The 21,280-nt window shown below is 60.9% G+C and carries 16 protein-coding genes; 6 read left to right on the top strand and 10 right to left on the bottom strand.

The window, feature by feature from the left end:
- Positions 1-125: 125 nt before the first annotated feature.
- Together ACXAIC_RS18685 and ACXAIC_RS18680 are read right to left on the bottom strand one after the other, a co-directional pair.
- The gene (locus ACXAIC_RS18685) at positions 126-1,034 is read right to left on the bottom strand and encodes a thermonuclease family protein (protein WP_475183681.1); all 909 of its coding nucleotides are present in this window, start codon (positions 1,032-1,034) and stop codon (positions 126-128) included.
- Between the two features lie 236 nt (positions 1,035-1,270).
- On the bottom strand, positions 1,271-1,534 hold the full coding sequence (locus ACXAIC_RS18680; RefSeq protein WP_475183678.1) for a hypothetical protein: 264 nt from the start codon (positions 1,532-1,534) through the stop codon (positions 1,271-1,273).
- 189 nt (positions 1,535-1,723) lie between these two features.
- Here ACXAIC_RS18680 and ACXAIC_RS18675 point away from each other — a divergent pair, with 189 nt between their 5' ends.
- Positions 1,724-2,068 carry a DUF952 domain-containing protein gene (locus tag ACXAIC_RS18675; RefSeq protein ID WP_475183676.1) on the top strand — a complete coding sequence of 115 codons (345 nt, stop codon included), beginning with the start codon at positions 1,724-1,726 and terminating at the stop codon, positions 2,066-2,068.
- Positions 2,065-3,159, top strand: a complete 1,095-nt coding sequence (locus ACXAIC_RS18670; protein WP_475183675.1) for a quinone-dependent dihydroorotate dehydrogenase — start codon at positions 2,065-2,067, stop codon at positions 3,157-3,159. The genes ACXAIC_RS18675 and ACXAIC_RS18670 overlap by 4 nt, the downstream gene beginning before the upstream one ends.
- A gap of 29 nt (positions 3,160-3,188) precedes the next feature.
- On the opposite strand, the gene ACXAIC_RS18665 is transcribed toward ACXAIC_RS18670, so the two are convergent.
- Positions 3,189-4,541 carry an MATE family efflux transporter gene (locus tag ACXAIC_RS18665; RefSeq protein WP_475183673.1) on the bottom strand — a complete coding sequence of 451 codons (1,353 nt, stop codon included), beginning with the start codon at positions 4,539-4,541 and terminating at the stop codon, positions 3,189-3,191.
- A 155-nt stretch (positions 4,542-4,696) separates the two neighbouring features.
- Between ACXAIC_RS18665 and ACXAIC_RS18660 the strand changes: the two genes are divergently transcribed.
- Positions 4,697-5,623: a histone deacetylase family protein gene (locus tag ACXAIC_RS18660; protein ID WP_475183671.1), complete on the top strand. Its 927-nt coding sequence runs from the start codon at positions 4,697-4,699 to the stop codon at positions 5,621-5,623.
- A gap of 246 nt (positions 5,624-5,869) precedes the next feature.
- On the opposite strand, the gene ACXAIC_RS18655 is transcribed toward ACXAIC_RS18660, so the two are convergent.
- From ACXAIC_RS18655 to ACXAIC_RS18625, 7 genes are all read right to left on the bottom strand, one after another.
- Positions 5,870-6,145, bottom strand: coding sequence for a DUF6460 domain-containing protein (locus ACXAIC_RS18655; protein WP_475183668.1), 276 nt, complete (start codon positions 6,143-6,145; stop codon positions 5,870-5,872).
- Between the two features lie 537 nt (positions 6,146-6,682).
- Positions 6,683-7,819 carry an AraC family transcriptional regulator gene (locus tag ACXAIC_RS18650; protein ID WP_475183664.1) on the bottom strand — a complete coding sequence of 379 codons (1,137 nt, stop codon included), beginning with the start codon at positions 7,817-7,819 and terminating at the stop codon, positions 6,683-6,685.
- A gap of 146 nt (positions 7,820-7,965) precedes the next feature.
- On the bottom strand, positions 7,966-10,176 hold the full coding sequence (locus ACXAIC_RS18645) for an FAD-dependent oxidoreductase (RefSeq protein WP_475183660.1): 2,211 nt from the start codon (positions 10,174-10,176) through the stop codon (positions 7,966-7,968).
- Positions 10,177-10,193: 17 nt separating this feature from the next.
- Positions 10,194-11,402, bottom strand: a complete 1,209-nt coding sequence (locus ACXAIC_RS18640) for an acetyl-CoA C-acetyltransferase (protein WP_475183658.1) — start codon at positions 11,400-11,402, stop codon at positions 10,194-10,196.
- Positions 11,403-11,443: 41 nt separating this feature from the next.
- The gene (locus ACXAIC_RS18635; RefSeq protein WP_475183655.1) at positions 11,444-12,082 is read right to left on the bottom strand and encodes a glutathione S-transferase family protein; all 639 of its coding nucleotides are present in this window, start codon (positions 12,080-12,082) and stop codon (positions 11,444-11,446) included.
- A 105-nt stretch (positions 12,083-12,187) separates the two neighbouring features.
- Entirely contained in the window at positions 12,188-13,984 is a 1,797-nt protein-coding gene (locus ACXAIC_RS18630; protein ID WP_475183652.1) for an acyl-CoA dehydrogenase C-terminal domain-containing protein, read from the bottom strand.
- A 413-nt stretch (positions 13,985-14,397) separates the two neighbouring features.
- Entirely contained in the window at positions 14,398-14,859 is a 462-nt protein-coding gene (locus ACXAIC_RS18625) for a MerR family transcriptional regulator (protein ID WP_475183649.1), read from the bottom strand.
- Positions 14,860-15,276: 417 nt separating this feature from the next.
- Between ACXAIC_RS18625 and ACXAIC_RS18620 the strand changes: the two genes are divergently transcribed.
- The 3 genes from ACXAIC_RS18620 (at position 15,277) to ACXAIC_RS18610 (ending at position 21,246) form a co-directional block, all read left to right on the top strand.
- On the top strand, positions 15,277-19,380 hold the full coding sequence (locus tag ACXAIC_RS18620; RefSeq protein ID WP_475183647.1) for a peptidoglycan-binding protein: 4,104 nt from the start codon (positions 15,277-15,279) through the stop codon (positions 19,378-19,380).
- Positions 19,381-19,522: 142 nt separating this feature from the next.
- Positions 19,523-20,452: a sulfite exporter TauE/SafE family protein gene (locus ACXAIC_RS18615; protein WP_475183643.1), complete on the top strand. Its 930-nt coding sequence runs from the start codon at positions 19,523-19,525 to the stop codon at positions 20,450-20,452.
- Positions 20,449-21,246 carry a TIGR02186 family protein gene (locus ACXAIC_RS18610; RefSeq protein ID WP_475183641.1) on the top strand — a complete coding sequence of 266 codons (798 nt, stop codon included), beginning with the start codon at positions 20,449-20,451 and terminating at the stop codon, positions 21,244-21,246. The genes ACXAIC_RS18615 and ACXAIC_RS18610 overlap by 4 nt, the downstream gene beginning before the upstream one ends.
- The last annotated feature ends 34 nt before the right edge of the window (positions 21,247-21,280 follow it).

The following is a 21,280-nucleotide window of genomic DNA, read 5'->3' as shown; positions in this document are numbered from 1 at the left end:
AGGACGCTCCCCGGACGCTCTCACAACAGGACAAGGGAAAAAGCTGCTGGTTTTATGAGCAAAACGCGAGGGAAACCTGACGTTATTCCGGCGCAATTATGGCGGGCGGTGTGAGGCTCTGCGCTTTATTCTTGCGGATAGGGGGCCGCATTATCCCTGCCGAGGTCGAGAGGGGATTGGTCTGCTTGCGCGGTTTCCGGCTCTGGGGCCGTTTCGCTCCACTCCACGATTTCCGGCTCCAGGCTCTCAAGCCCGGGCAGAGCGGCGTCCGGATTGGCGTCCCAATCGAGGCGCGGGGCTGCAATTTGCCACTGGTCTTTCCATTGGCCCAGCTTGCGCTGTTCCGCCAGCTGGGTGAACTCCTGAAAGCCTTCCGGTGCCTCCTGCGACGGACGGGCCCAGCCATAGCGCACCAGGCGGGTGCTGAGATCAATCTTGCCCCGTTGGCAGCTGGCCAGGATCTTGTTCGGACCTGTGTCGGCCAGCTTTTCGCACGTGATCTTAAACTGCCGGGTCAGCCCTTGCAGAAACGTGCGGGCCCGGGCGCCGCAAGGCCAGGTGCCGCCATGTGAGTCGCCGCAGACCTGATCGATCTTCAAGGCTTCGATATGGGCCAGCTGGATGATCAGCTGGTTTGACTTCAGCCGCCCGCCATCCAGCACTTCGACCCGTCTGAATTCCAGCGGCCCGTCCGGCACTGGCTCCACAGGCGGGTTCATCAGTTCCTGGAACCGTTCGGAAGGCGCAATGCGTTTCAAATGTCCTTTGACCCTCGGGGTCGACATCCCATCCGGGGAGACATTTCGGATATCCCCAGGAAGGGGGGCTGCTGAAGGGGGCATGTCTTCCGGCTGGGCGGCGGCCGTCCGGGTCTCTTGCGCCGTCTGCTCTTCAAGGGCGGGCCGCAGCGCAGAAGCAGGCTGTTGCGGCTGCGGGGCCGGCAGGGCGGGCGGTTCGGCAAACACAAGCCAGGCCACCAGTCCGCCGAAAGCCGTCAACAGGAAAACCGGAAAGAGGAATGGCGTCAGTTTCATGCCTGAACAGTCACGTTTACGGCCCTGGATGCAGCCAATATCAATCCAGATTGGTACAAAGCTACATGATAAACGCTTGAGGCTTGGTTAGGAAAGCTCCAAGAATTCACTTTACGGAAATCTCAGGTCAGGGGCAAAGTTCCAAGGGACAAGGTCATGAGCAGGCCTCACGACCTTGTCCCCTTTCTTGGGTTTTGGCGATTTGGGGCCATGCTTGGTCCCTGGGGTCTTTCGCGTCACGGCGCCGTCACTGGCGGGGCGCTTTCGAAGACCACCTCTGCGCGGTTCTGGACCGTCCTGAAGAACGGCATGTCAATGGCACCGACCCAGGACCGGATCATCCGGCGGCTTTCGGGCCGGTGTTTTTCCGGGATCTTGGCCCAGGTGTCCTCGTCAATGTCCCGTTCGCCGGTGACGCGCCTGAAAAAGACCCCGTGGCGGTCCGCATCCGGGTAGTCCGTGTCAAAGTCGATCCCGGTTCCCGCAAGCATCTCCAGCATGTCGGCCTGACCTTTTCCATGCAGCTGATTTGCGGAAAAACGGCTTCTGGCAACCGAATAGATGCTGTTTTTCCTGCAGTCCAGCGCGCGCCACAACAACACATTTGCCGCACCTCTTCCCTTGTGCCGCGCACGCGACAGCTGTACCCAGAGCAGCAGAGCAAAGCACAAGCAAGATGTGAACCGCGCATGACATTGATTTTCAAGATTGTCCCAAACTCCCTGTGGCAGGAAGCTGTCGGGGCCGGTGTCTTCAAGGGCGCTCCGGTCGACCTTGCGGACGGCTATATCCACTTTTCCACGGCGGAGCAGGCCAGGGAGACGGCCGCCAAGCATTTCGCCGGCCAGAGCGGTCTGCTTCTGGCTGCCTTTGAGACGGAGGCGTTTGGCGATGCGCTGGTCTGGGAGCCCTCCCGGGGCGGGGCCTTGTTCCCGCATCTTTATGGAACCTTCCGGCCGGACGAGGCGCTCTGGGTCAAGGATCTGCCCTTGTCGGAGACTGGGGGCCATGTCTTTCCGGAGATGACGGGATGAGCCTGCCTGCCTTGGACAAGATTGCCCTCAAGGGCCTGCATCTTCTGGACGCGGAACAGGCGCATCAGCTCACCATCCGCGCCCTGAAATCCGGCCTGATGAAACGGCGTCCCCAGCCCGCCGACCCGCGTCTGAAGGTGCGTCTCTGGGACCTTGCGTTTGACAATCCGCTGGGAATGGCGGCCGGGTTCGACAAGAATGCGGAGGTGCCGGATGCGGTGCTGGCACTGGGGTTCGGCGCGGCAGAGGTTGGGTCGGTGACGCCCAGGCCGCAGCCGGGCAATCCGCGCCCGCGCGTCTTCCGGCTGCCGGAGGATCAGGGGGTGATCAACCGCTACGGGTTCAACAATGACGGCCATGCGGCCATGCGCCAGCGTCTGAGCGCACGGGGCCAGCGCCCCGGCATTGTCGGCATCAATGTCGGGGCCAACAAGGAGGCGACGGACCGGGTGGCGGATTACGTGGCCGGGATCCGGGAATTTGCGGCGCTGGCCTCCTATTTCACGGTGAATATCTCTTCTCCAAACACGCCGGGTCTCCGGGACCTTCAGGCCCGGTCCGCGCTCGCCGAACTGCTTCAGGCGGTTGTGGAAGAGCGGGATGGCTGCACGCAGGAGACCGGCCGCCGGGTGCCGGTGCTGTTGAAGATTGCGCCCGATGTCGCGGAAGAGGACCTGAAGGACATTGTCGAGGAAGTGCTGGAAAAGGGCGTTGACGGCCTGATCGTTTCCAATACGACCATCACACGGGACGGATTGAGCGGCCAGGGCCCGCACGGGGAGGCGGGGGGGCTGTCAGGCCGCCCGCTGTTCCGCAAATCGACCATTGCTCTGGCGAAGGTCCGCAAGCTGGCGGGGCCTGACCTGCCGCTGATCGGCGTTGGCGGTATCGACAGCGCGGAAACCGCCTGGACCAAGATCACGGCCGGTGCGGACCTGCTGCAGCTTTATTCGGCCCTTGTGTTCAAGGGGCCGGGGCTGGTCGGAGACATTCTGCGCGGGCTCTCCACCCGCCTGGACCGGCATGGCCTTGAGAGCCTGAGGGCCGCACGGGATGCCAATGTGGACGCCTGGGCGTCGGAGACCCTTTAGGACCGCTGCCAAGGTCTGGTCCTGCCGGGTCAGGCCGGTGCAAAAGTCCTGTCGGCTTGACGCCGGCAGGCGGCCAGCAAGGTGATCCCGCGCAGGCCCAGAAAGAGATTGAGCGCCAGCCACAAGCCATGTGTGCCCAGGAAGGGTGACAGCACATAATAGGCGCCCACATAGGCGGCGAGGGACAAAAGCATCATGTTGCGCATGGTGGCGGACCAGGTGGCGCCGATATAGATCCCGTCCATCTGAAAAGCGAGCACACCCAGAACCGGGGCGATCACCGCCCAGGGCAGGTAGGTCCTGCCGATCTCCCGCACCTCCGGCGAGGTGGTCATGAAGTCGATAATGGCCGAGCCGAACGCGAAATAGAACAGGGTGAGGCCGCCCGCCAGGGCAAAGCTCCACAAGGCGGTCAGCTTCACGGTCCGCTCAAAGGCGGGACGGTATCTGGCCCCGACCGCCCGCCCGGCCAGTTGTTCGGCCGCTGTGGCCAGACCGTCCAGAAAATAGCCTGACACCATGATGAATTTTTCAAGCACTGCATTGGCCGCCAGCACGGCATCGCCCTGATCTGCCGATCGGGCGATGAAAAACGCGTAGGCATATAAGAGCGCGAAAGAGCGGATCATGATGTCCCGGTTCAGCGCCAGCATGCGCCCGAGCAGCCGGCGGTCGAAAATGACCGAGGCCGGAGGCCAGCCCCCCCGCTTGACGCTTGTCAGGACCAGGCCAAGACCGAAAAGGGTGGTGGCCAGCTCGCTGGCCACAGTGGCCAGAGCCACCCCTTCCACGCTCCAGCCAAGCCCCAGAACGAACCAGAGGCTGAGAAGAATGTTCAGCCCGTTGAGAAAGATCTGCAGCATCAGGCCCGTACCGGCCCGGCCGAGCCCGATGCACCAGCCCAACATCGCGTAATTGGCCAGAAGCAGGGGGGAGCTCAGAACCCGAATGTCAAAATAGCGGGCGGTAGCCGCCTGCACCTCGGTGCTGCCACCCAGAAACCACTGGCCCATTTCCCGAAGCGGCACGTGGCAGGCAATCACCAGCAGCCCGCCGGTTACGGCGATCACCAGGGCGCGGAGCAAGGTGGCCTTGATTTCTGCATCATTGCGTGCGCCCACGGCCTGTGCGGTCAGACCGGTGGTGCCGGAGCGCAGAAAGCTGAACGTGGTGAAAACCAGATCGAAGATGATCCCGCCAAGGGCAATCCCGCCCAGCAGGGCCGCATCCCCAAGGCGGCCGATCACGGCCATGTCGACGATCCCCAGGATCGGCGTCGATAGATAGCCGGCCGTCATCGGGATGGCGATGGCCAGGACAGAACGGTGCGTAACCGAAAAGCGCAGATGGTCCGGTGTCCCGGCAGGGGGGGAGTGGGTCATGGAATGCTCATGTCTGAAGACTCCCTTCATGTCTGGCCCATGGCTGTTCGTCAATCGAATTCCGTGCCGCGTCTTTGAACCGCAAGGGCGTGGGAGGCCGCACCGGCTGGCAAGACACTCTGGAAGGCCCGCACCGCCGCGCTATAGTCGGACCTATGACCGTGCCGATCGTTCACCATCCGGCCTATTGCGCCGACCTGCCAGCCAATCACCGGTTTCCGATGGACAAGTTCCGTGCCGTGGCGGAGCAGATCCGCCAGGAGGGACTGCTAGACGGCGGCGCGTTTTACCGGCCGCGGGCGGCTCCGTTCGAGTGGGTCGCGCTGGCCCATGATCCTGTCTATGTCGATCAGGTGTTCAATGGCCGGGTGCCGGACAAGATTGCGCGGGAAATCGGCTTCCCGATGCGGCCTGACATTGCCCTGCGCGCGCGCTGCGCGACGGGGGGCACGGTGCTGACCGGCTATCTCGCCCTGGAGCATGGCCTTGCCTGCAACACCGCCGGGGGAAGCCACCATGCCCGGCGCAGCCATGGCGCCGGGTTCTGCGTCTTCAATGATGTTGCCGTGGCCCTGAAGGTGCTGCAGGCTGATGGCGCCATTCGCAAAGCCCTGGTCATTGACCTGGATGTGCACCAGGGCGACGGCACGGCGGACATCTTTCAAGGGGATGCCAGCATCTTCACTTTCTCCATGCATGCCCAGAAGAACTATCCGGTACGCAAGGTGCCCTCCCATCTGGATGTGGGGTTGCCGGACGGAACTGGAGACGAGGCCTATCTGGCCCGGCTTGAAACCCTGCTGCCGGAGCTTTTGGCGCGTGAGCCCTGGGACATCGTGTTTTTCAATGCGGGTGTTGACCCTTACGAGCATGACCGGCTTGGCCGCCTGTCGCTGAGCCGGGCCGGTCTGCGGAAACGGGATCTTTATGTGATCACGGCCGTACGGCAGGCTGGTCTCCCGCTCGCCTGTGTTCTGGGCGGGGGCTATTCGACGAATATTGATGAACTGGCCGACCGCCACACGACCCTTCACCGCAGCGCTCGCGACGTTGCGTCTGGCCGTGTGACGCCCGGACCTTAAGACGGGGAAGCAGGGCGCGGCGCCCGACGCTCCGCAGCTAGGCGGTCACTGTGACGGCTGGCTGAAGACGGGCGGGAGAGACGGCCGAAGCCATACCGCTGAAGGCACCGGTGCTGGCCGGGGTGGCGGACACCGTTTGAGAGGTGATACCAATCGCAATTGAAGGTGCCCTATTTGACCCTCCAAACGCGGTCAAATAGGGCATCTTTAAACGCTCTGTGAATAGTAGCTTAAAAAGGCGGGGATTCAGCGGCCACGGCCCATGGCCATCAACCGGGTAACCAGCCAGATGGGGATCACCACAATAGCCCCGATTACCAGATAATTGCCAAGCCGCCCGAGGGCCTGAAAGCCCATGTTCCAGAGCCGTTCAACAAAATCGACGGCCATATGCACCAGATCAATGGGGTCCAGATTGAGCGCGGACAGGACAATTCCGACAACAAAGGACAGAAACACGAGCCGCAGGATCACCTGGGCGGGTGATCCGCCGAGAAAGCGGCTCAGGCTGTTGTCGGACATGGGGATCTCCTTGAAACAGGGCGTTATCGAATCGTTTGAGCAATAGGTAGGCGCAAATGATGGCAAATACAACGAGGTCCCAAACGCTCGGTGATTGTCATTTGAAATCAAAGCCTTGTTATTTCTATCTATGCGCGCGCAGGGGTGTCGTGAAAAGCCAATTACTTGGGCTCTCATGCCAAAGACAGGGCGGTTGCATTGGCGTATCAGAAGTTTCAGGCATGCGAAACTTATCGTCAGGCAGGACGCCCACTCCAGCTTCCGGTAAGCCGGCCTTTGCTGCAGTGAAAGACAGGAATTGGACCGGCACCACCCGGGACCTTTCAGGAAAAGATCACACTGCGGGTTTGGTCCCGGGCGAACAGCAGCCTTCTCTCGTTTTGGGGGGGCAGTCCGGAAACGTTTGAAGCCCCGATTGACTCCGTTGGCTTCAAGCGGACCAGAGATAAAATCTCAGGCGCGGAGGGAGTGCAGCCCGTAACTGCCTCCGTGCCGGAATTCCAGGCAATGGATCTCTTAAACTCACATGGCAATGCGCTATTTTGGTCCGGCAGAGACCTTGCGGCCCTGAGGTTTTTCCAGGCCTCCGGTTGAGGCTGTGTGTTTTGCCAGCCGCGCAGCAGGAGTTTTTTTCTTACGCTGCGGCGGCGAGGCTGGGCCGGCAGGCGGTGGGCCTTCGCGTACCTTGCGCGGCGACATGCCGAACCAGGACTTCACCGCTCTGGAGAACGTGCTCAATTCGGAAAAGCCGACCAGATAGGCAATCTCCTTCATCGGCAGATCCGTGCTGCGCAAATAGCGTTCTGCTGCAGCCCGGCGGATTTCCTCGCTGAGCTTGCGGAAGCTGGTGCCCTCCTTTTCAAGCAGCCTTTGAACAGCGCGCTGGGACATGCCGAGCTTGGCGGCGATCTGCGGCAGTGTGGAGGCTCCTTGGGAGAGATTGGACGCCAACTCGTTCGCGATCCGGGTGAGAGGCGCTTCAAACTGGCCGAACCGGTCCAGTTCGTCCGTCGCCGATTTCAGAATGATCTCGTAGAGATGGGAATCACTTTGGGACAGGGGCCGGGACAAGAGCGAGCGCGGAATGAAGATGCGGTTATGGGGCGCATTAAAGGTAAGGCGGCCCTGATACTTCTTCTGGAACCCGGATGTATTCACGGGCGGCGGCGCGGCCAGATCGATCAGAAGCGGGGGAGCGGACATGTTGAGGGCCCGTTCCAGCTGCTGCGTGGCCCAGCCAACCCGGGCAAATATACATTGCCGCCATTCTCCCCGTCCTTCCAGAATAGGCCAGCCGACATAACCGCCGGTCTCGTCTTCTTCAAACACCATGCGATAGGCGTTGGTCCGGATGGGACTGAACTTGGCCCAGGCCATGCAGGCATCGCGGATGGTCGGAGCACAGGAAAACAGGTAGTCGAAAATCGAAAAGCAGCCGATATCCAGATTGTTGAACAGGTCGAACATGATGGCATCGTCGCCAAGAGCGCTGGCCACATGTTCAAACACCCCGTGCCAGGCGGTAATCGGAACGACCCCTTGAGGATCTTCGATGCTGGCAAGGTCAAAATTATAGTCTTTGGCCATTTGCGGCCAGTTCAGATCTTTGTCTGAATTTATGTCCCGTAAGACCCGGAACACATCTGCGCGTGCCCATTCGCCTTTCAGCGGCATATTTTTCTCCGGCCACCCGTGCACAATCGTTTTTCAAACTGTGCATGACATATCTTCCGGGATCAAGCCGTCCGCGCAGTCATTTTCTTTAAAATAACGTAGCGTAAATATCACCCCCCATGATGGGAGGTGATGCTGTTTCTGCGTCAGGCAGCGGTTTTTTCGCCCATTTCAGCTTTGGGCGGAAATTTCCCGTAAAAAGTCTCGTTTTTCTTGGCCATTTCGCGCAAAAGCCGGTTCGGCTTGAAACGCGGCCCCCATTTACGAGTGAATTTCCGGCAGATCTCAACAAAGGCGGCCGTGCCCATCGTGTCGATATAGCTGAGCGTGCCGCCCGAATAGGGGGCAAAGCCAAAGCCGAGAATGGACCCCACATCGGCCTCGCGCACATCTGTCAGGCATTTCTCTTCAAAGATCCGCGCGGTTTCCAAAGCCTGCATCACCAGAAGACGCTGCTTGAGCTCTTCGATGTTGAAGCTTTCGGCCGGTTTCGGCTGGCCGGTGACCTCGGCAATGCCCGGCCACAGGCTCTTGTCCTTGCCTTTGTAGTCGTAAAAGCCCTTGCCGTTCTTTCGGCCGAACCGTTCCCGCTTGACCACCATGTCTTCCAGAATGTTGTCGAGCGGGCCTTCCACATATTTGACACCGAGATCCTTACGGGTGGCCGAGACGATCTTCCACGCCAGGTCCAGCGCCACTTCATCCCCGAGCGAGAGCGGGCCCACGGGCATACCGGCCATCTTGCCCGCATTTTCAATCATCGCCGCCGGAACGCCATCCGCCAGCATCATCAGGCCCTCGCGGATATAGGTCATAACCACGCGGGAGGTGTAGAAGCCGCGGCTGTCATTGACCACAATCGGCGTTTTCTTGATGGCCTTGATATAGTCGAGCGCCAGGGCCAAAGCCCGGTCCGAGGTGCGTTTGCCCAGGATGACTTCCACCAGCATCATCTTGTCGACCGGCGAGAAGAAATGGATGCCGATGAAGTTTTTCGGCCGCTTGGAGGCCTGGGCGAGGGAGGTGATCGGCAAGGTGGATGTGTTGGAGGCGAAAATGGCGCGGGACTTCATCACCGCTTCGGCTTTCTCCGTCACGGTCTTCTTGATGTCCCGGTCCTCAAAGACCGCCTCAATCACCAGATCGCACTCGGCCAGCGCTTCATAGTCGACCGTGGCAGTGATGCGCGAAAGCAGCTTGTCCTTCTGGTCTTCGGTGGCCCGGCCGCGTTTGACCGCCTTGCTGATCAGCTCCCCGGAATGCGCCTTGCCCTTGTCGGCGGCGTTCTGGTCCCGGTCGATCAGCACCACATCAATGCCCGCATTGGCCGTGACATAGGCGATGCCGGCGCCCATGAAGCCAGCGCCAAGAATACCGACTTTCTTGATCTTGTTTGGCCGCTGGTCCAGCGGGCGGCGGGCCAGCTTGTTCAGTTCCTGCATGGACACGAACAGCGAGCGGATCATGCTGGCCGCTTCCGGTGTCTGCAGCACCTTGGCGAAATAGCGGCTCTCTACCTGCAGGGCCAGATCCATAGGCAGTTGCAGGCCTTCGACCACCGCATGCAGCAGATAGCGGGCACCGGGATAATTGTCGTGGGTTTCCCGCCGGTAGATCGCGTTGGCGGCGGGCCAGAACTGGAAGCCTGCCGGGGAATAGATCTTGCCGTTGGGCAGCTTGTAGCCCTTCTTGTCCCAGTCCTTGACCGGATCGATTCCGGCGGCGAGCAGCTTTTTTGCCGCTGCAACAAGCTTGCGGGGACCGGTGACCTCATCCACCAGCTTCATCTGTTTGGCCTGGGCCGCCCGCAGGGTGCGGCCCTGAAGCAGAAACTGCATGCCCTGCTGGCCATCGCTCATGCGCATGACCCGCTGAGTGCCGCCTGCACCGGGAAACAGACCGACCTTGACCTCCGGCAGGCCCATTTTCAGGCTGTCATCCACCACCCGCGCATGGCAGGCCAGGGCGAGCTCGGTGCCACCGCCCATACAGGTGCCGGAGAGGGCGGCCACAAAGGGTTTGCCGCAGGTTTCCAGCTTGCGGTAGATCAGCGTCAGCCTGCGCGAGCCTTCATAAAGCGCTTTGGCCGCGCCTTCAGGGTTGCTGGCCCGCTGGGCGTGAAAGCTTTTCAGGAGGCCTTCCATCATGGTCAGATCCGCCCCGCCGGAAAAGGCGGTTTTGCCGGAGGTGATGACAGCACCCCGGATCGCGCTCTCGCCAGCGACCTGATCAATGATCGCATCCAGCTCGTCCATGACGCTCATGTCGATCACGTTCATGGATTTTTCCGGCATGTCCCAGGTGATCAGGGCAAAGCCGTTGGCGTCGGTTTCGACGGTGAAATTTGTGTAGCTCATGGGACCGTTTCCTCCGTTCAGACCCGCTCGATGACGGTTGCCGTGCCCATGCCTGCGCCAATGCACAAGGTGACCAGAGCCGTGTTCAGGTCCCGCCGTTCCAACTCGTCCAGAACCGTGCCGAGGATCATCGCCCCGGTTGCGCCCAGGGGATGGCCCATGGCAATCGCACCGCCATTCACGTTGACCTTGTCGGGATCGAGATCAAAGGCCTGCCGGTAGCGCAGAACAACGGAGGCAAAGGCCTCATTGATCTCGATGAGATCCAGATCCTTCATCTCCATCCTGGCGTTTTTCAGCAGCTTTTCCGTCACATCCACCGGTCCGGTCAGCATCAGGGCCGGTTCGGAGCCGATATTGGCAAAGGCCTTGATGCGGGCACGGGCCTTGAGGCCGCAAGAGCGCCCGGCGGTGCTGGAGCCGATCAGCACAGCCGCCGCTCCGTCTACAATGCCGGAGGAATTGCCCGCATGGTGCACGTGCTTGACGGTTTCCAGCTCCGGATGGGCCTGGATGCCAACCGCATCAAAGCCGCCCATTGCTCCCATCATCTCAAAGGACGGATTGAGCGCGGCCAGGGACTGCATGTCCGTGTCAGGGCGCATGTGCTCGTCGCGGTCCAGGATCGTGATGCCATTGATGTCCTTGACCGGAACCACCGACCCGGAAAACCGGCCTTCTTGCCAGGATTTCGCGGCGCGTTTCTGGCTTTCTACCGCATAACCATCGCAGTCGTCGCGGCTGAAACCATATTTGGTGGCAATCAGATCTGCCGAAACGCCCTGTGGCATGAAATAGGACGGGATGGCCACCTGCGGCTCGATCGGCCAGGCCCCGCCGGACGCGCCGATTCCGACCCGGCTCATGCTTTCCACCCCTCCGGCCACCACCAGCTTGTGCTGGCCGGACATCACCTGGGCAGATGCCGTGTTGACCGCATCAAGGCCGGAAGCGCAGAACCGGTTGATCTGCATGCCTGGAACGGACGTGTCGTAGCCGGCGGCAAAGACAGCCGCTCGGGCAATGTCACCGCCCGCTTCCCCGACCGGATCCACACAGCCGAGCACCACATCATCAACCCTGGCGGTCTCGAGACCGTTGCGGTCACGGATCGCTTCCAGCGCCGTTGCCGCCAGCCGGACCGACGGCACCTCGTGCAAGGCGCCGTCCTTCTTGCCGCGGCCGCGCGGTGTTCGCACGTGATCGTAGATATAGGCTTCGGCCATCTGGTCCTCCTCCGGACGGGTTGATTGCTTTCAGAGATGCTCTAGCTTTTTTCCGGCAGCGGATGGCCGGGCATCAGGTCGTAGGGATGTTTCCAGCCGGGCAGGGCCTGAATGCGGTCCAGCCAGGCCAGCACATTTGGATAAGGCGCAAAGTCGGTGCCGATCTCGTCGCGCATAAAGAGATAGCCGCACAGGGAAAAGTCAGCCGTTGTCGGAGCTGTGCCAACCGCAAAGTCCTTGTTCGCAAAATGCTTTTCCAAGATGGAAAGCGCCCCCAGCAGCCGGCCTTCGAGAAAGCGGGTCACCTCCGTTTCGCCCGTCTTGGAAAATTGGCGCAGGAACCGCAAGGGCCCGGCCAGTCCGGAGACTTTCTGGTTGTCGAAAATCACCCAGCGCAGGATCTCGCGGCGCTCTTCCTCGGTGTTCCAGCCGAATTTGCCGAACTGGTCAACAAGATAGTCAAGGATCACGCCGGACTGGGTGAGCCGCAGCGTTCCGGTGTCAAGAACCGGCACCTCACCCATTTCGTTCACCGTCTCGCGAAACGCAGCTGAGCGGGTTTCACCGCCGAAAAAATCCACCCATTTGGGCTCCCAGTCGGCGCCGCACAGCTCGAGCATCAGCGCCACCTTGTAGGAATGGCCGGATTGCGCCATGCAGTGAAGAATATAGTCAGCCATGTGTTTGCAAAACTCCTTGGCAAAATAATCAGGGCCGGAAGCCTATATCGGATGACCGGGGATTGCTTGGGAAGTTCCCGGCCAGCTGCAGTCTGGCCTGATCCGTCAGAAAGCCTCGGCGTTCAAGGACATGAGGGTTCCGGATCCGGCAGAGATCCGGGCGAGATGGGCGCCGGTTTCCGGCATGGTGCGCTCCATGAAAAAGAGGCCGAAAGCAAGCTTCTGCTCCAGCCAGTCCGTCTTGTCACCGGCGCCGTTTGCCAGTTGCCGGCGGATGGTCTGAGCCATGCGGGCCCACATGTAGCCAAGGGCGGTGAGCCCGAACAGGTGCATATAATCGGCGGACCCGGCCCCGGCATTATCCGGGTTTTTCAGGGCATTGTTCATGAACCACATGGTGGCGGCCTGAAGGTCATCGACTGCCTTCTTCAAAGGCGTGGTGAATGTCGAAAGGGTGTCATCCTCCTTGGTTTCCTTCAGGAAGGTGTTGACCTCGTTAAAGAAGCTCATCACGGCCCGGCCGCCATCGGCCGGCAGTTTGCGCCCGACAAGATCAAGCGCCTGGATGCCATTTGCGCCTTCATAGATCATCGCGATCCGCGCATCGCGCACGAACTGCTCCATGCCCCATTCGCTGATATAGCCATGACCTCCGAGCATCTGCTGGGCATTGACCGTGTTGGCAAAGCCGGTATCGGTCAGAACCCCTTTGAGAACGGGAGTCATCAGGCCCATCATGTCAGCGGAAAACTGTTTTTGTGTCTCGTCCTGCGAGCGGTGGGAGACATCGCCATGCAAAGCGGTCCAGATTACCAGAGCGCGGGCCGCCTCGTTAAAGGCGCGGATCGACATCAGTGTGCGGCGCACATCCGGATGCACAAGGATCGGGTCCGCCGGTTTGTCCGGTGCCTTTGGGCCGCTCAACGCGCGACCCTGCAGGCGGTCTTTGGCATAGGCTGCCGCGTTCTGATAAGCGACTTCCGACTGGGCCAGCCCCTGTACAGCCACGCCCAGACGGGCCTCGTTCATCATCGTGAACATGGCCCTAAGGCCCTTGTTTTCCTCGCCGACGAGCCAGCCTGTCGCGTCGTCGTAATTCATGACGCAGGTGGCGTTGCCGTGGATGCCCATCTTGTGTTCGATCGAGCCGCAGGACACGCCGTTGCCGCGTCCGCTGGTGCCGTCTTCCAGGATCTGGTTGCGCGGTACGACGAAAAGCGAAATGCCCTTGGTGCCTTCCGGCGCGCCGTCTATGCGGGCCAGAACCAGGTGTATGATGTTGTCCGCCATGTCATGCTCGCCGGCAGAAATGAAGATCTTCGTGCCGCTGATCTTGTAGCTGCCGTCCTGCTGGGGCACGGCCTTGGTCCGGATCAGGCCGAGATCGGTGCCGCAATGGGGCTCCGTCAGGTTCATGGTGCCTGTCCAGGTGCCTGCGATCATGTTGGGCAGATAGGTCTGTTTCTGCTCTTTTGTGCCATGCAGGGTGAGGGCGGCCACCGCCCCGGCGGTCAGGCCGGGATACATGGCAAAGGCCATGTTGGCCGAAGAGGCATATTCGTTGAAAATCGTTGCCAGCGTGTGGGGCAGGCCCTGGCCGCCATATGCCGGGTCAGCGGCAAGCGTACCCCAGCCACTTTCGCAAAAGGCCTTGTAGGCGTCCTGAAAGCCTTTGGGTGGGGTGACGGTGCCGTCCTCCGAGCGGGTGCAGCCTTCCCGGTCACCGCTCTGGTTCAGCGGCTGAAGGACATCTTCTGTGAACTTGCCGCTTTCACGCAGGATGGCTTCCACCAGATCCAGCGGTGCCTCTGAGAAGCCGGGCAGATTGGAATAGCGGTCATATGCGAACACGTCCTTCAGCAGGAACAGCGTGTCTTCGACAGGCGCGGCGTAGCTTGGCATGAAAACCTCCCAGTTTTTCGGCCAGTCTTTCGTCCAGGTATTTCGTCCAGGTATTTCGTCCAGGTCTTTCGTCCCGCCCTTCCATCTGTCCCGCCGTTCCGGCGGATGCCACGAGCCGATAAGACAGAAGAGGGCTTACGTTTGCGTAAACGTCATCTTGGCTCTGATATACGCATGTATATGGCGTCCGGCAAGTAGTGTCCTTAGGGAAGGATTGGCAAAAAAAGCGCCCAAAACAAGCCGACTGGCAAGATTTTTGAGGATCGCACCACCAGATCTGTGAAAAGCACACGGATTCTGAACGGTTTTCGCGGGCGCACGCAAGTGACCGGATAGGTTGCCGGGGCAGCAAAACAAAACCGCCGGCAGCAGGGCTCTGGCGGTCCTGGCAAAGGAGAAGGTAGAAAAAGGCCTCAGCCTTCTTCTGATTCCTTGTGTTTCAACATGCCGGATACAATCTCGACCGTGCGCGAGAGTTCTTCAATGGCCTGCTCAATATCCTTGCGCTGCTCTTCGAGCACGGAAATCTGCTCATTGAACCTTGAGAGCGCGACGCGCAGCTGGGTGACCTGGCCATCGCGCAGGTCGTAGAGATCCAGCATGTCGCGGATCTCCGACAGGGAAAACCCGACCCGTTTTCCCATCAGCACGAGTTTCAGCCGGGCCCGGTCACGCCGGTTATAGACCCGGTTCATGCCGTCCCTTTTGGGATTCAACAAGCCCTTGTCTTCATAAAAGCGCAAGGTGCGCAAGGTGCAGTCAAATTCCTTGGCCAGATCGCCAATTGTGAACTGGGTCTTCTTGGTCCCGTCATCGGATGCGGAGACTACATCCGCCAGGTCGCTTTCATTGAGGATGGACAGCGCTTCGCTCATGGCTTTGCTTCTCGATCTTCCGCCGTTCTCCGGCGCCTTGTTTGTGGTGTTCAGTCTCAGGGCCGGCCCGCGCAGGTCTCAGGTCCGGTGTGTCCCGGACCTCCCGCTTCCGCTTGCGTGAGCCAGATGGCCGCTTGGGCCTGTTTAGCTTACGTTTGCGTAAAGGTCTAGAGGCGCGGGCAGCAAGTGCCGGAAGGGTTAATGGGGTCGGCAGTGATTCGGCGCCATTTGGAGATATGAACAGGCCAGAGCAGTTGAAACAGACCATGTTTCGCACTTAGCAATGCTGATTAACGCCCTGTTTACCCTAAGTCGACAAAGTCATAACGAACGCTGCGCCTCAACCGTTCTTTGTCGGAATATGGATGCAGCCCGCTAAATCAGCGGTCTGAATGACCGTCAGTCCAGGGTCTAGATATGCCGGCTTGGAAGAAAAACGAGGCAGGACGCCGCGGCCGTGATGCGTATGAAGGCGATGAGTTTTATGAACCGGCAGGCAGGGAACCGGCGCAAAACCGCATCGAACGTCTGACACGCACGGCGACAGCCCTTGGTCATGGCTATGACACAGGCCCGCGCCGGGGCCCGGACGAGGACCTGGATGCGGTGGCCGATGAGCTGGACAGATTGCTGTCGGAGCGGGGCGGAGCGGGGCAAGGCCGCGCGCAGGCGCGTACCCAAAGGCGTCCGGCACAGCACCGCTCGGCTCCCCCAGTGTCCGGCATGGAAGATGTTCTGGGCGCGCTGGACCGGCTCGACCAGCAGGTCGAGGGACTGGCAACTTCTGCAGCAATGGCGGAAGAAGACAACGCTCAGGCTCACCGTGCCCGCCCGCAATCCGGACGCTATGCCATGGACAGCCTGCGCGAGGGCCGACGTGGTGACCCCTATGACCAGCGCCTCATGGGCGGACACGGGACGCTGGATGCTGAAGAGGCCTATCGGCACGATCAAGAAGCAGCCCGTGACCGGTCTTCCCAGGTGTATCCGGAGGCATCCCTTCATATTTACAAGGATCTCGGCCGCCGTATCGATGCGCTGCGGGTGCCTCAGGAAAAAGCCCTCAATCAGGTGCGCGAAGAACTGGGGTCTCTGCGGGATGCGCTTGGTGGAATCTCTCGGGGCACCAGCGAGACGGTCGGCCGCCAGAATGCAGAGCTCAGGCGCCTTGCGGACATGGTGGAGCGGTTGCGGGCGGACAAGCGCAGCGACCAGTTTGCAACGGAGATCCGCAAGGAAGTTGCCGAGCTGAAGACCATGGTCGGACGCACCAATGTGGAAGGGGCTCTGCAGACCCTGGAGCATGGTTATGCGCATATCCTGCAGCGGCTGGACGAGCTGTCCCGGGCTTCCGTTGATCCCCGTGCCATGCGCGGTGTCACCGCACGTCTGAACGAAATTGAAGATGCCTTTGCCGCCTTGCCCCGCTCTGAGCACATGATGGTGCTGGAAGATCGGGTGGTGAGCATTGCTGAACGCCTGGAAGAGTTGCTGCAGCTCAAGGGCCAGGACGAGATTGAGCCGTTGCGCGCTGAACTGCGCGAAGTGCGCGGCTATGTGGAGCGGATCGACGTTCAGGGCCTTGTGGAAGGCATTGACGACCGCATGAAATTCGTCTCCAGCCGCCTGGACGATCTTGAAATTCTTGCGCGCGAGCAGCGCGGGCTGGATACCCGCCTGTCCGCAATGGAACAGCGCATGCCTGAGCCGGAGACCATTGCCCGGCTGCAGGGGCGCCTGGAAGACATTGCCGGCATGATGGCTGATGACCGTGCGTCCGCAGGCGCCACGGATCACCTGTCCCAGATGGATCAGCGTCTCGACGAGATTGTCGACCGGCTGGTGCGCATGGAACAGACCGCGCCGTTGCCCTCTGCCGAAACGGGGGCTTTCGAAGCCCTGGAAAAGCGCCTGGAGACGATTTCCGGCAAGATCGACAGCATCGAAAGGAAGGCCTCCCGGCCGGCGCCGGTGCTGGATGAGGCGGCCATCAAGGCCGCGGCCGGTCCGGAAAGCACGTTCTTGACCCAGTTGCAGGACAGGCTGAATGACCTGTCTGACCGGTTGGAGGCGCCAACGGACACGGTTACCTCGGCAGATCTTGAAAGACTGCGCACGGAAATCGGCTCGATGCGGGAAAGCGTTCATGCGCCAGTCTCGACCGCAGGGCTTGAACAGCGGATTTCAGATCTGGCCCAGCTGGTCTCGCAAGGCGGGGACGCGGGCGACGATGACCGGTTTGAGGAACTGGGCGCCAAGGTCTCCGAACTGGCAGCCCAACTGGAAAACAATGTTCCGGCCGCACCGGACCTGAACGGGGTCACGTCCTTCCTGGAACGCATCGAGCAGGGGCTTGAGCAGACCCGCAGTGATGTGAGCGAAGTGGCGCGCAAGGCAGCCTTCGACGCGGTAGCCCATGCTCCCAGGCCCAATTTCTCCCAGTATGATGATGCGATTTCTTCTCTCCAGGGAGATTTGAAACGGTTGTTGGATGCGGCAGAAGGCAGTGAGGAACGCACCCGCAACACATTTGACAGTGTTAAGTCGGTTCTCGGGTCCCTGACCGAGCGTCTAGACACGCTGGAGCGGGCCGATTTCAAACCACCCATGTCAGCCCCTGCCGAAGCGGCCCCGGTTGAAGCGGCGTCTTTCCTGGCTGCAGACCCGTTGCCGGCCTATACCCCGGCCAAGGCGCAGGTGGAAACTCGGCAGGAGCGCTCCGGTCAGCAGCTGGAGACCGGTCCTGGGCTGTCTGCCCAACGCTCCCGTGACCGCAAGGCCGACTTCATCGCTGCGGCCCGCCGGGCGGCCCAGGCGGCCTCGGCGGAAGCGGCGAAGCTTGAAGATGCCCATACACCGTCTGCAGAGGGTGCCGATGAAGAGCGCGGCAAGGCCCGGGTTGGCTGGCTGAGATCCGTGCTAAAGCGTGACAAGGCTGAGCCGGCCCCCGAAGAGGCGGCGTCCGGACCTGAATCTGACCTTACACAAGACGAGCTTTACCTTAGCCAGGAGCATATGGCCGGGAGCAGCTTTGGCGCAGAAGAGCCTGCGGTGCTGGCCGGGGACCGGCCAGCACCGGAACCGGCCCAGGCCGGTGGCAACCGGCGCCGTGCGATCCTGCTGGCAGCCGTGGCTGTCGTCCTCGCTCTGGGCACGTTGACAGCCTATAAATTTGTCTCCGGGCCGCCGGAAAACGGGGCAGACCTGGCTTCCGCGCCTCAGGAGGTTGCCCCTGTTGTTGCCCAGGCTCCCGCTGTTTCTGAGGCGCAGAGCAAAGATGTCGCAGCGGCTGCGGGCAAGAGCGCAGACCTTGAAAAGAGCACTGAAACAGCCCCGCCGGAAGCGGCGCCTGAGGTGGCTGCCAGCGGCGTCAAAGCGCCGGTTTCCGGAAAGACACTGGCTGACACAGGCAAGGCTTCGGCAGCTCCTGCCGCTGAGCCGGTCCAATCGGCTGCCGCCAATGCCTCTGCAACGCCAGAGCCGGATGTGGCTTTTGCACCACCAAGCGGGGCAGCGGGCCATTTTGGGGACAAGCCCGCGGCACAGACGGGAAGCTTCACACCGGCAAAACAGACCGCCACAGCTCCGGCAGCGGCTGCCACAGCTCCGGCTACTGCGGCTCCGGCTGCCTCCCAAGATGCTCTTGCGGGTCTGCCCCCGGCAGGCGTTGGCCCGATGGCGCTGCGCAGCGCGGCGGCCGAAGGCAATCCGGCTGCCGAATTCCTGGTCGGTGTGAAATACACCGAAGGCAAGGGCGTTCCGGCAGACCTGTCCAAAGCGGCGGTCTGGTATCAGAAAGCAGCCAACAAAGGTCTGCCGCCTGCCCAATACCGGCTTGCCAGCCTTTATGAAAAGGGCCGGGGGCTCGACAAGGACATTGCCAAAGCCAAGGCCTGGTACTCTCTGGCTGCTCAGGCAGGCAATGCCAAGGCCATGCACAATCTGGCCGTGCTTTATGCCGAAGGTGCCGGCGGCGATCCGGACTACGCCAAAGCGGCCATGTGGTTCGAGGCGGCTGCAAATTATGGCGTCAAGGACAGCCTGTTCAATCTCGGCATCTTGTACGCCGGGGGCATCGGGGTCGATAAGGATCTTGTGGCCAGCTACAAATGGTTCGCCATTGCTGCTGACAAGGGCGATCCGGAAGCGGCCAAGCGCCGGGATGACGTCGCCAACATGATGGATCAGGAAGGCCTTGCCAATGCCCGTCTGGCGGTGGAAAGCTTTACGTTGAAGACGCCAAGCCCGGCGGCCAACAAGGTGACGCTGGAAGAAGCCTGGACCGGTCAGACCGCATTGCCTGCCAAAAGCGCCTCGCTGACACCGGTTGACAACAGCGCAATGATTCGCGAAGCCCAGGACAAGCTCAATTATCTCGGTTTTGACACAGGATCACCGGATGGCCAGATGGGGCCGCGCACCCGCAGCGCAATCCGCGCCTTCCAGCGCAGCATCGGCCTGCCGGAAACCGGTGACGTGGATGCCAAACTGCTGGACGAATTGAAGAGCCAGGCTATCTAAAGTTCCGGCAATGTGAAGAAAAATGTCCGCCAGACACAGAAGGCCCGGCCTGTCTGGTTGACACGCCGGGCAGCACGGGTTTTTAACCTGTTTGGCGTAAGTCTTGTAACAGTCCCGTCAGCAGTTTATCCGGCGTAACCCTGTGCAATTGTATCTTCCCATAGCCGAAATCCCGGTCAATATCTTCGTGATATTTGCCATGGGCGGCGCTGTGGGCTTCCTGTCCGGTCTGTTCGGCATTGGCGGCGGGTTCCTGCTGACACCGCTTCTGATCTTTTCCGGCATTCCCCCGGCGGTTTCGGTGGCGACCGTTACCACCCAGGTGGTTGCGTCTTCCGCATCGGCGGTCATGACCTATTGGCGCCGGAAGGCCATTGATTTCAAGCTGGCCACTATTCTTCTTGTTGGCGGTGTTCTGGGCTCGCTGATCGGCGTTGTCCTGTTTCAGGTGCTGGAATCCGTCGGCCAGCTCGATCTGGTGATTTCGCTCTCCTATGTCACGTTCCTGGGCGCCATTGGCGGCCTTATGCTGGTGGAATCGGTGCGCGCCATCCGGCGCCGCAAATCCGGCGCCCCACCTGCCGCCCGCAAACCCGGCCAGCACAACTGGATCCATGGCCTGCCGTTGAAAGTCCGTTTCCGCCAGTCGAAGCTCTATGTGAGCATCATTCCCGTTATCGGGCTGGGAGCGATCATCGGGTTTCTGGGCACGATCCTCGGCATTGGCGGAGGCTTCATGATGGTGCCTGCCCTGATTTATCTCCTCAGGGTTCCGACCAGCATTGTCATTGGAACCTCCCTGTTCCAGATCCTGTTCACCATGGCTGCTGCAACTATCTTCCACGCCATGGGCACCAAGACGGTCGACATTGTGCTGGCCATGACCTTGATGATCGGCGGCGTGATCGGGGCGCAATTCGGCGCCCGCATGGGACAGAACCTGCGCGGTGATCAGCTGCGCCTGCTGCTGGCTCTGCTGGTGCTTGCAGTCGGTCTGCGCTTCGCCGTGGATCTTCTGCTGGTGCCCGACGATCTTTATTCCATCGCCATTCGCAAGGGGGCCGGCGCATGATCCGTCTGGCTGCCCTTCTGGCATTTGCGGTGCCGTTTGCCGTGGCTTGTGCGGTTCCTGCCGGCGCCCAGGACGAGGAGCGCGCCGAGGATCTGGTGACTGCGCTCTCCTCCGATGTGGTTTCGATTCAGTCCAACTTCACCGGGACGGAAATCGTGGTCTTCGGGCAGGCCAGTGACATTGGCCGCTCGGCGAGCGAGCCGGAAGATTTCGAGCTGGCTATTGTTGTGGAAGGGCCGCCGCAGGACATCACCACCCGGCGCAAGGGGCGGTTCCTGGGGGTCTGGGTCAACCGGGAATCTGAACGGTTCCAGAATGTTCCGTCCTTCTATGCTGTTGCCAGCACGGATGATGTGCACAAGATTGGCAGCAGACGGGTGCTGGAGGAATATGGCATCGGGCTCAACCACATCAATCTGGCCGTATCCGGTGCCTCCAATGTGCAACTGTCGGACCGGGACGATTTCCGCAAGGCGTTCGTCCGTTTGCGACAGGAGACGGGGCTTTATTCGGAGCGCGACGCATCGATTGAGTTTCTGACGCGTACAATGTTCCGCACCACGATCCCGCTTCCGGCCAATATCCCGGTCGGGGACTACAAGGTCAAAAGCTTCCTGTTTCAAAAGGGCGAGATGGTCTCTCATACCGAGCAGACCCTGGCCGTGGCCAAGATCGGTTTTGAGCAGGTGACGTTTCAGCTCGCCCAGAACTTCCCGCTCATCTACGGGGTGGTTGCGGTGGTGCTGGCAATTTTCACCGGCTGGCTGGCCGGTCTGATCTTCAAAAAAGACTGACTCTACCCGTCTTCGGGCCGCATGTTTGCCCTTT

The organism is Roseibium sp. AWQ4_254 (assembly GCF_056161025.1).
Note: the sequence above shows the minus strand (reverse complement) of the source record. Positions and strands in the feature narration are given on the sequence as shown.

Excerpts from the sequence above, each read along its gene's own strand:
- ACXAIC_RS18685 (WP_475183681.1), bottom strand. The coding sequence starts at position 1,034 with ATGAAACTGACGCCATTCCTCTTTCCGGTTTTCCTGTTGACGGCTTTC.
- ACXAIC_RS18680 (WP_475183678.1), bottom strand. The coding sequence starts at position 1,534 with ATGCTGGAGATGCTTGCGGGAACCGGGATCGACTTTGACACGGACTAC.
- ACXAIC_RS18675 (WP_475183676.1), top strand. The coding sequence starts at position 1,724 with ATGACATTGATTTTCAAGATTGTCCCAAACTCCCTGTGGCAGGAAGCT.
- ACXAIC_RS18670 (WP_475183675.1), top strand. The coding sequence starts at position 2,065 with ATGAGCCTGCCTGCCTTGGACAAGATTGCCCTCAAGGGCCTGCATCTT.
- ACXAIC_RS18665 (WP_475183673.1), bottom strand. The coding sequence starts at position 4,541 with ATGACCCACTCCCCCCCTGCCGGGACACCGGACCATCTGCGCTTTTCG.
- ACXAIC_RS18660 (WP_475183671.1), top strand. The coding sequence starts at position 4,697 with ATGACCGTGCCGATCGTTCACCATCCGGCCTATTGCGCCGACCTGCCA.
- ACXAIC_RS18655 (WP_475183668.1), bottom strand. The coding sequence starts at position 6,145 with ATGTCCGACAACAGCCTGAGCCGCTTTCTCGGCGGATCACCCGCCCAG.
- ACXAIC_RS18650 (WP_475183664.1), bottom strand. The coding sequence starts at position 7,819 with ATGCCGCTGAAAGGCGAATGGGCACGCGCAGATGTGTTCCGGGTCTTA.
- ACXAIC_RS18645 (WP_475183660.1), bottom strand. The coding sequence starts at position 10,176 with ATGAGCTACACAAATTTCACCGTCGAAACCGACGCCAACGGCTTTGCC.
- ACXAIC_RS18640 (WP_475183658.1), bottom strand. The coding sequence starts at position 11,402 with ATGGCCGAAGCCTATATCTACGATCACGTGCGAACACCGCGCGGCCGC.
- ACXAIC_RS18635 (WP_475183655.1), bottom strand. The coding sequence starts at position 12,082 with ATGGCTGACTATATTCTTCACTGCATGGCGCAATCCGGCCATTCCTAC.
- ACXAIC_RS18630 (WP_475183652.1), bottom strand. The coding sequence starts at position 13,984 with ATGCCAAGCTACGCCGCGCCTGTCGAAGACACGCTGTTCCTGCTGAAG.
- ACXAIC_RS18625 (WP_475183649.1), bottom strand. The coding sequence starts at position 14,859 with ATGAGCGAAGCGCTGTCCATCCTCAATGAAAGCGACCTGGCGGATGTA.
- ACXAIC_RS18620 (WP_475183647.1), top strand. The coding sequence starts at position 15,277 with ATGCCGGCTTGGAAGAAAAACGAGGCAGGACGCCGCGGCCGTGATGCG.
- ACXAIC_RS18610 (WP_475183641.1), top strand. The coding sequence starts at position 20,449 with ATGATCCGTCTGGCTGCCCTTCTGGCATTTGCGGTGCCGTTTGCCGTG.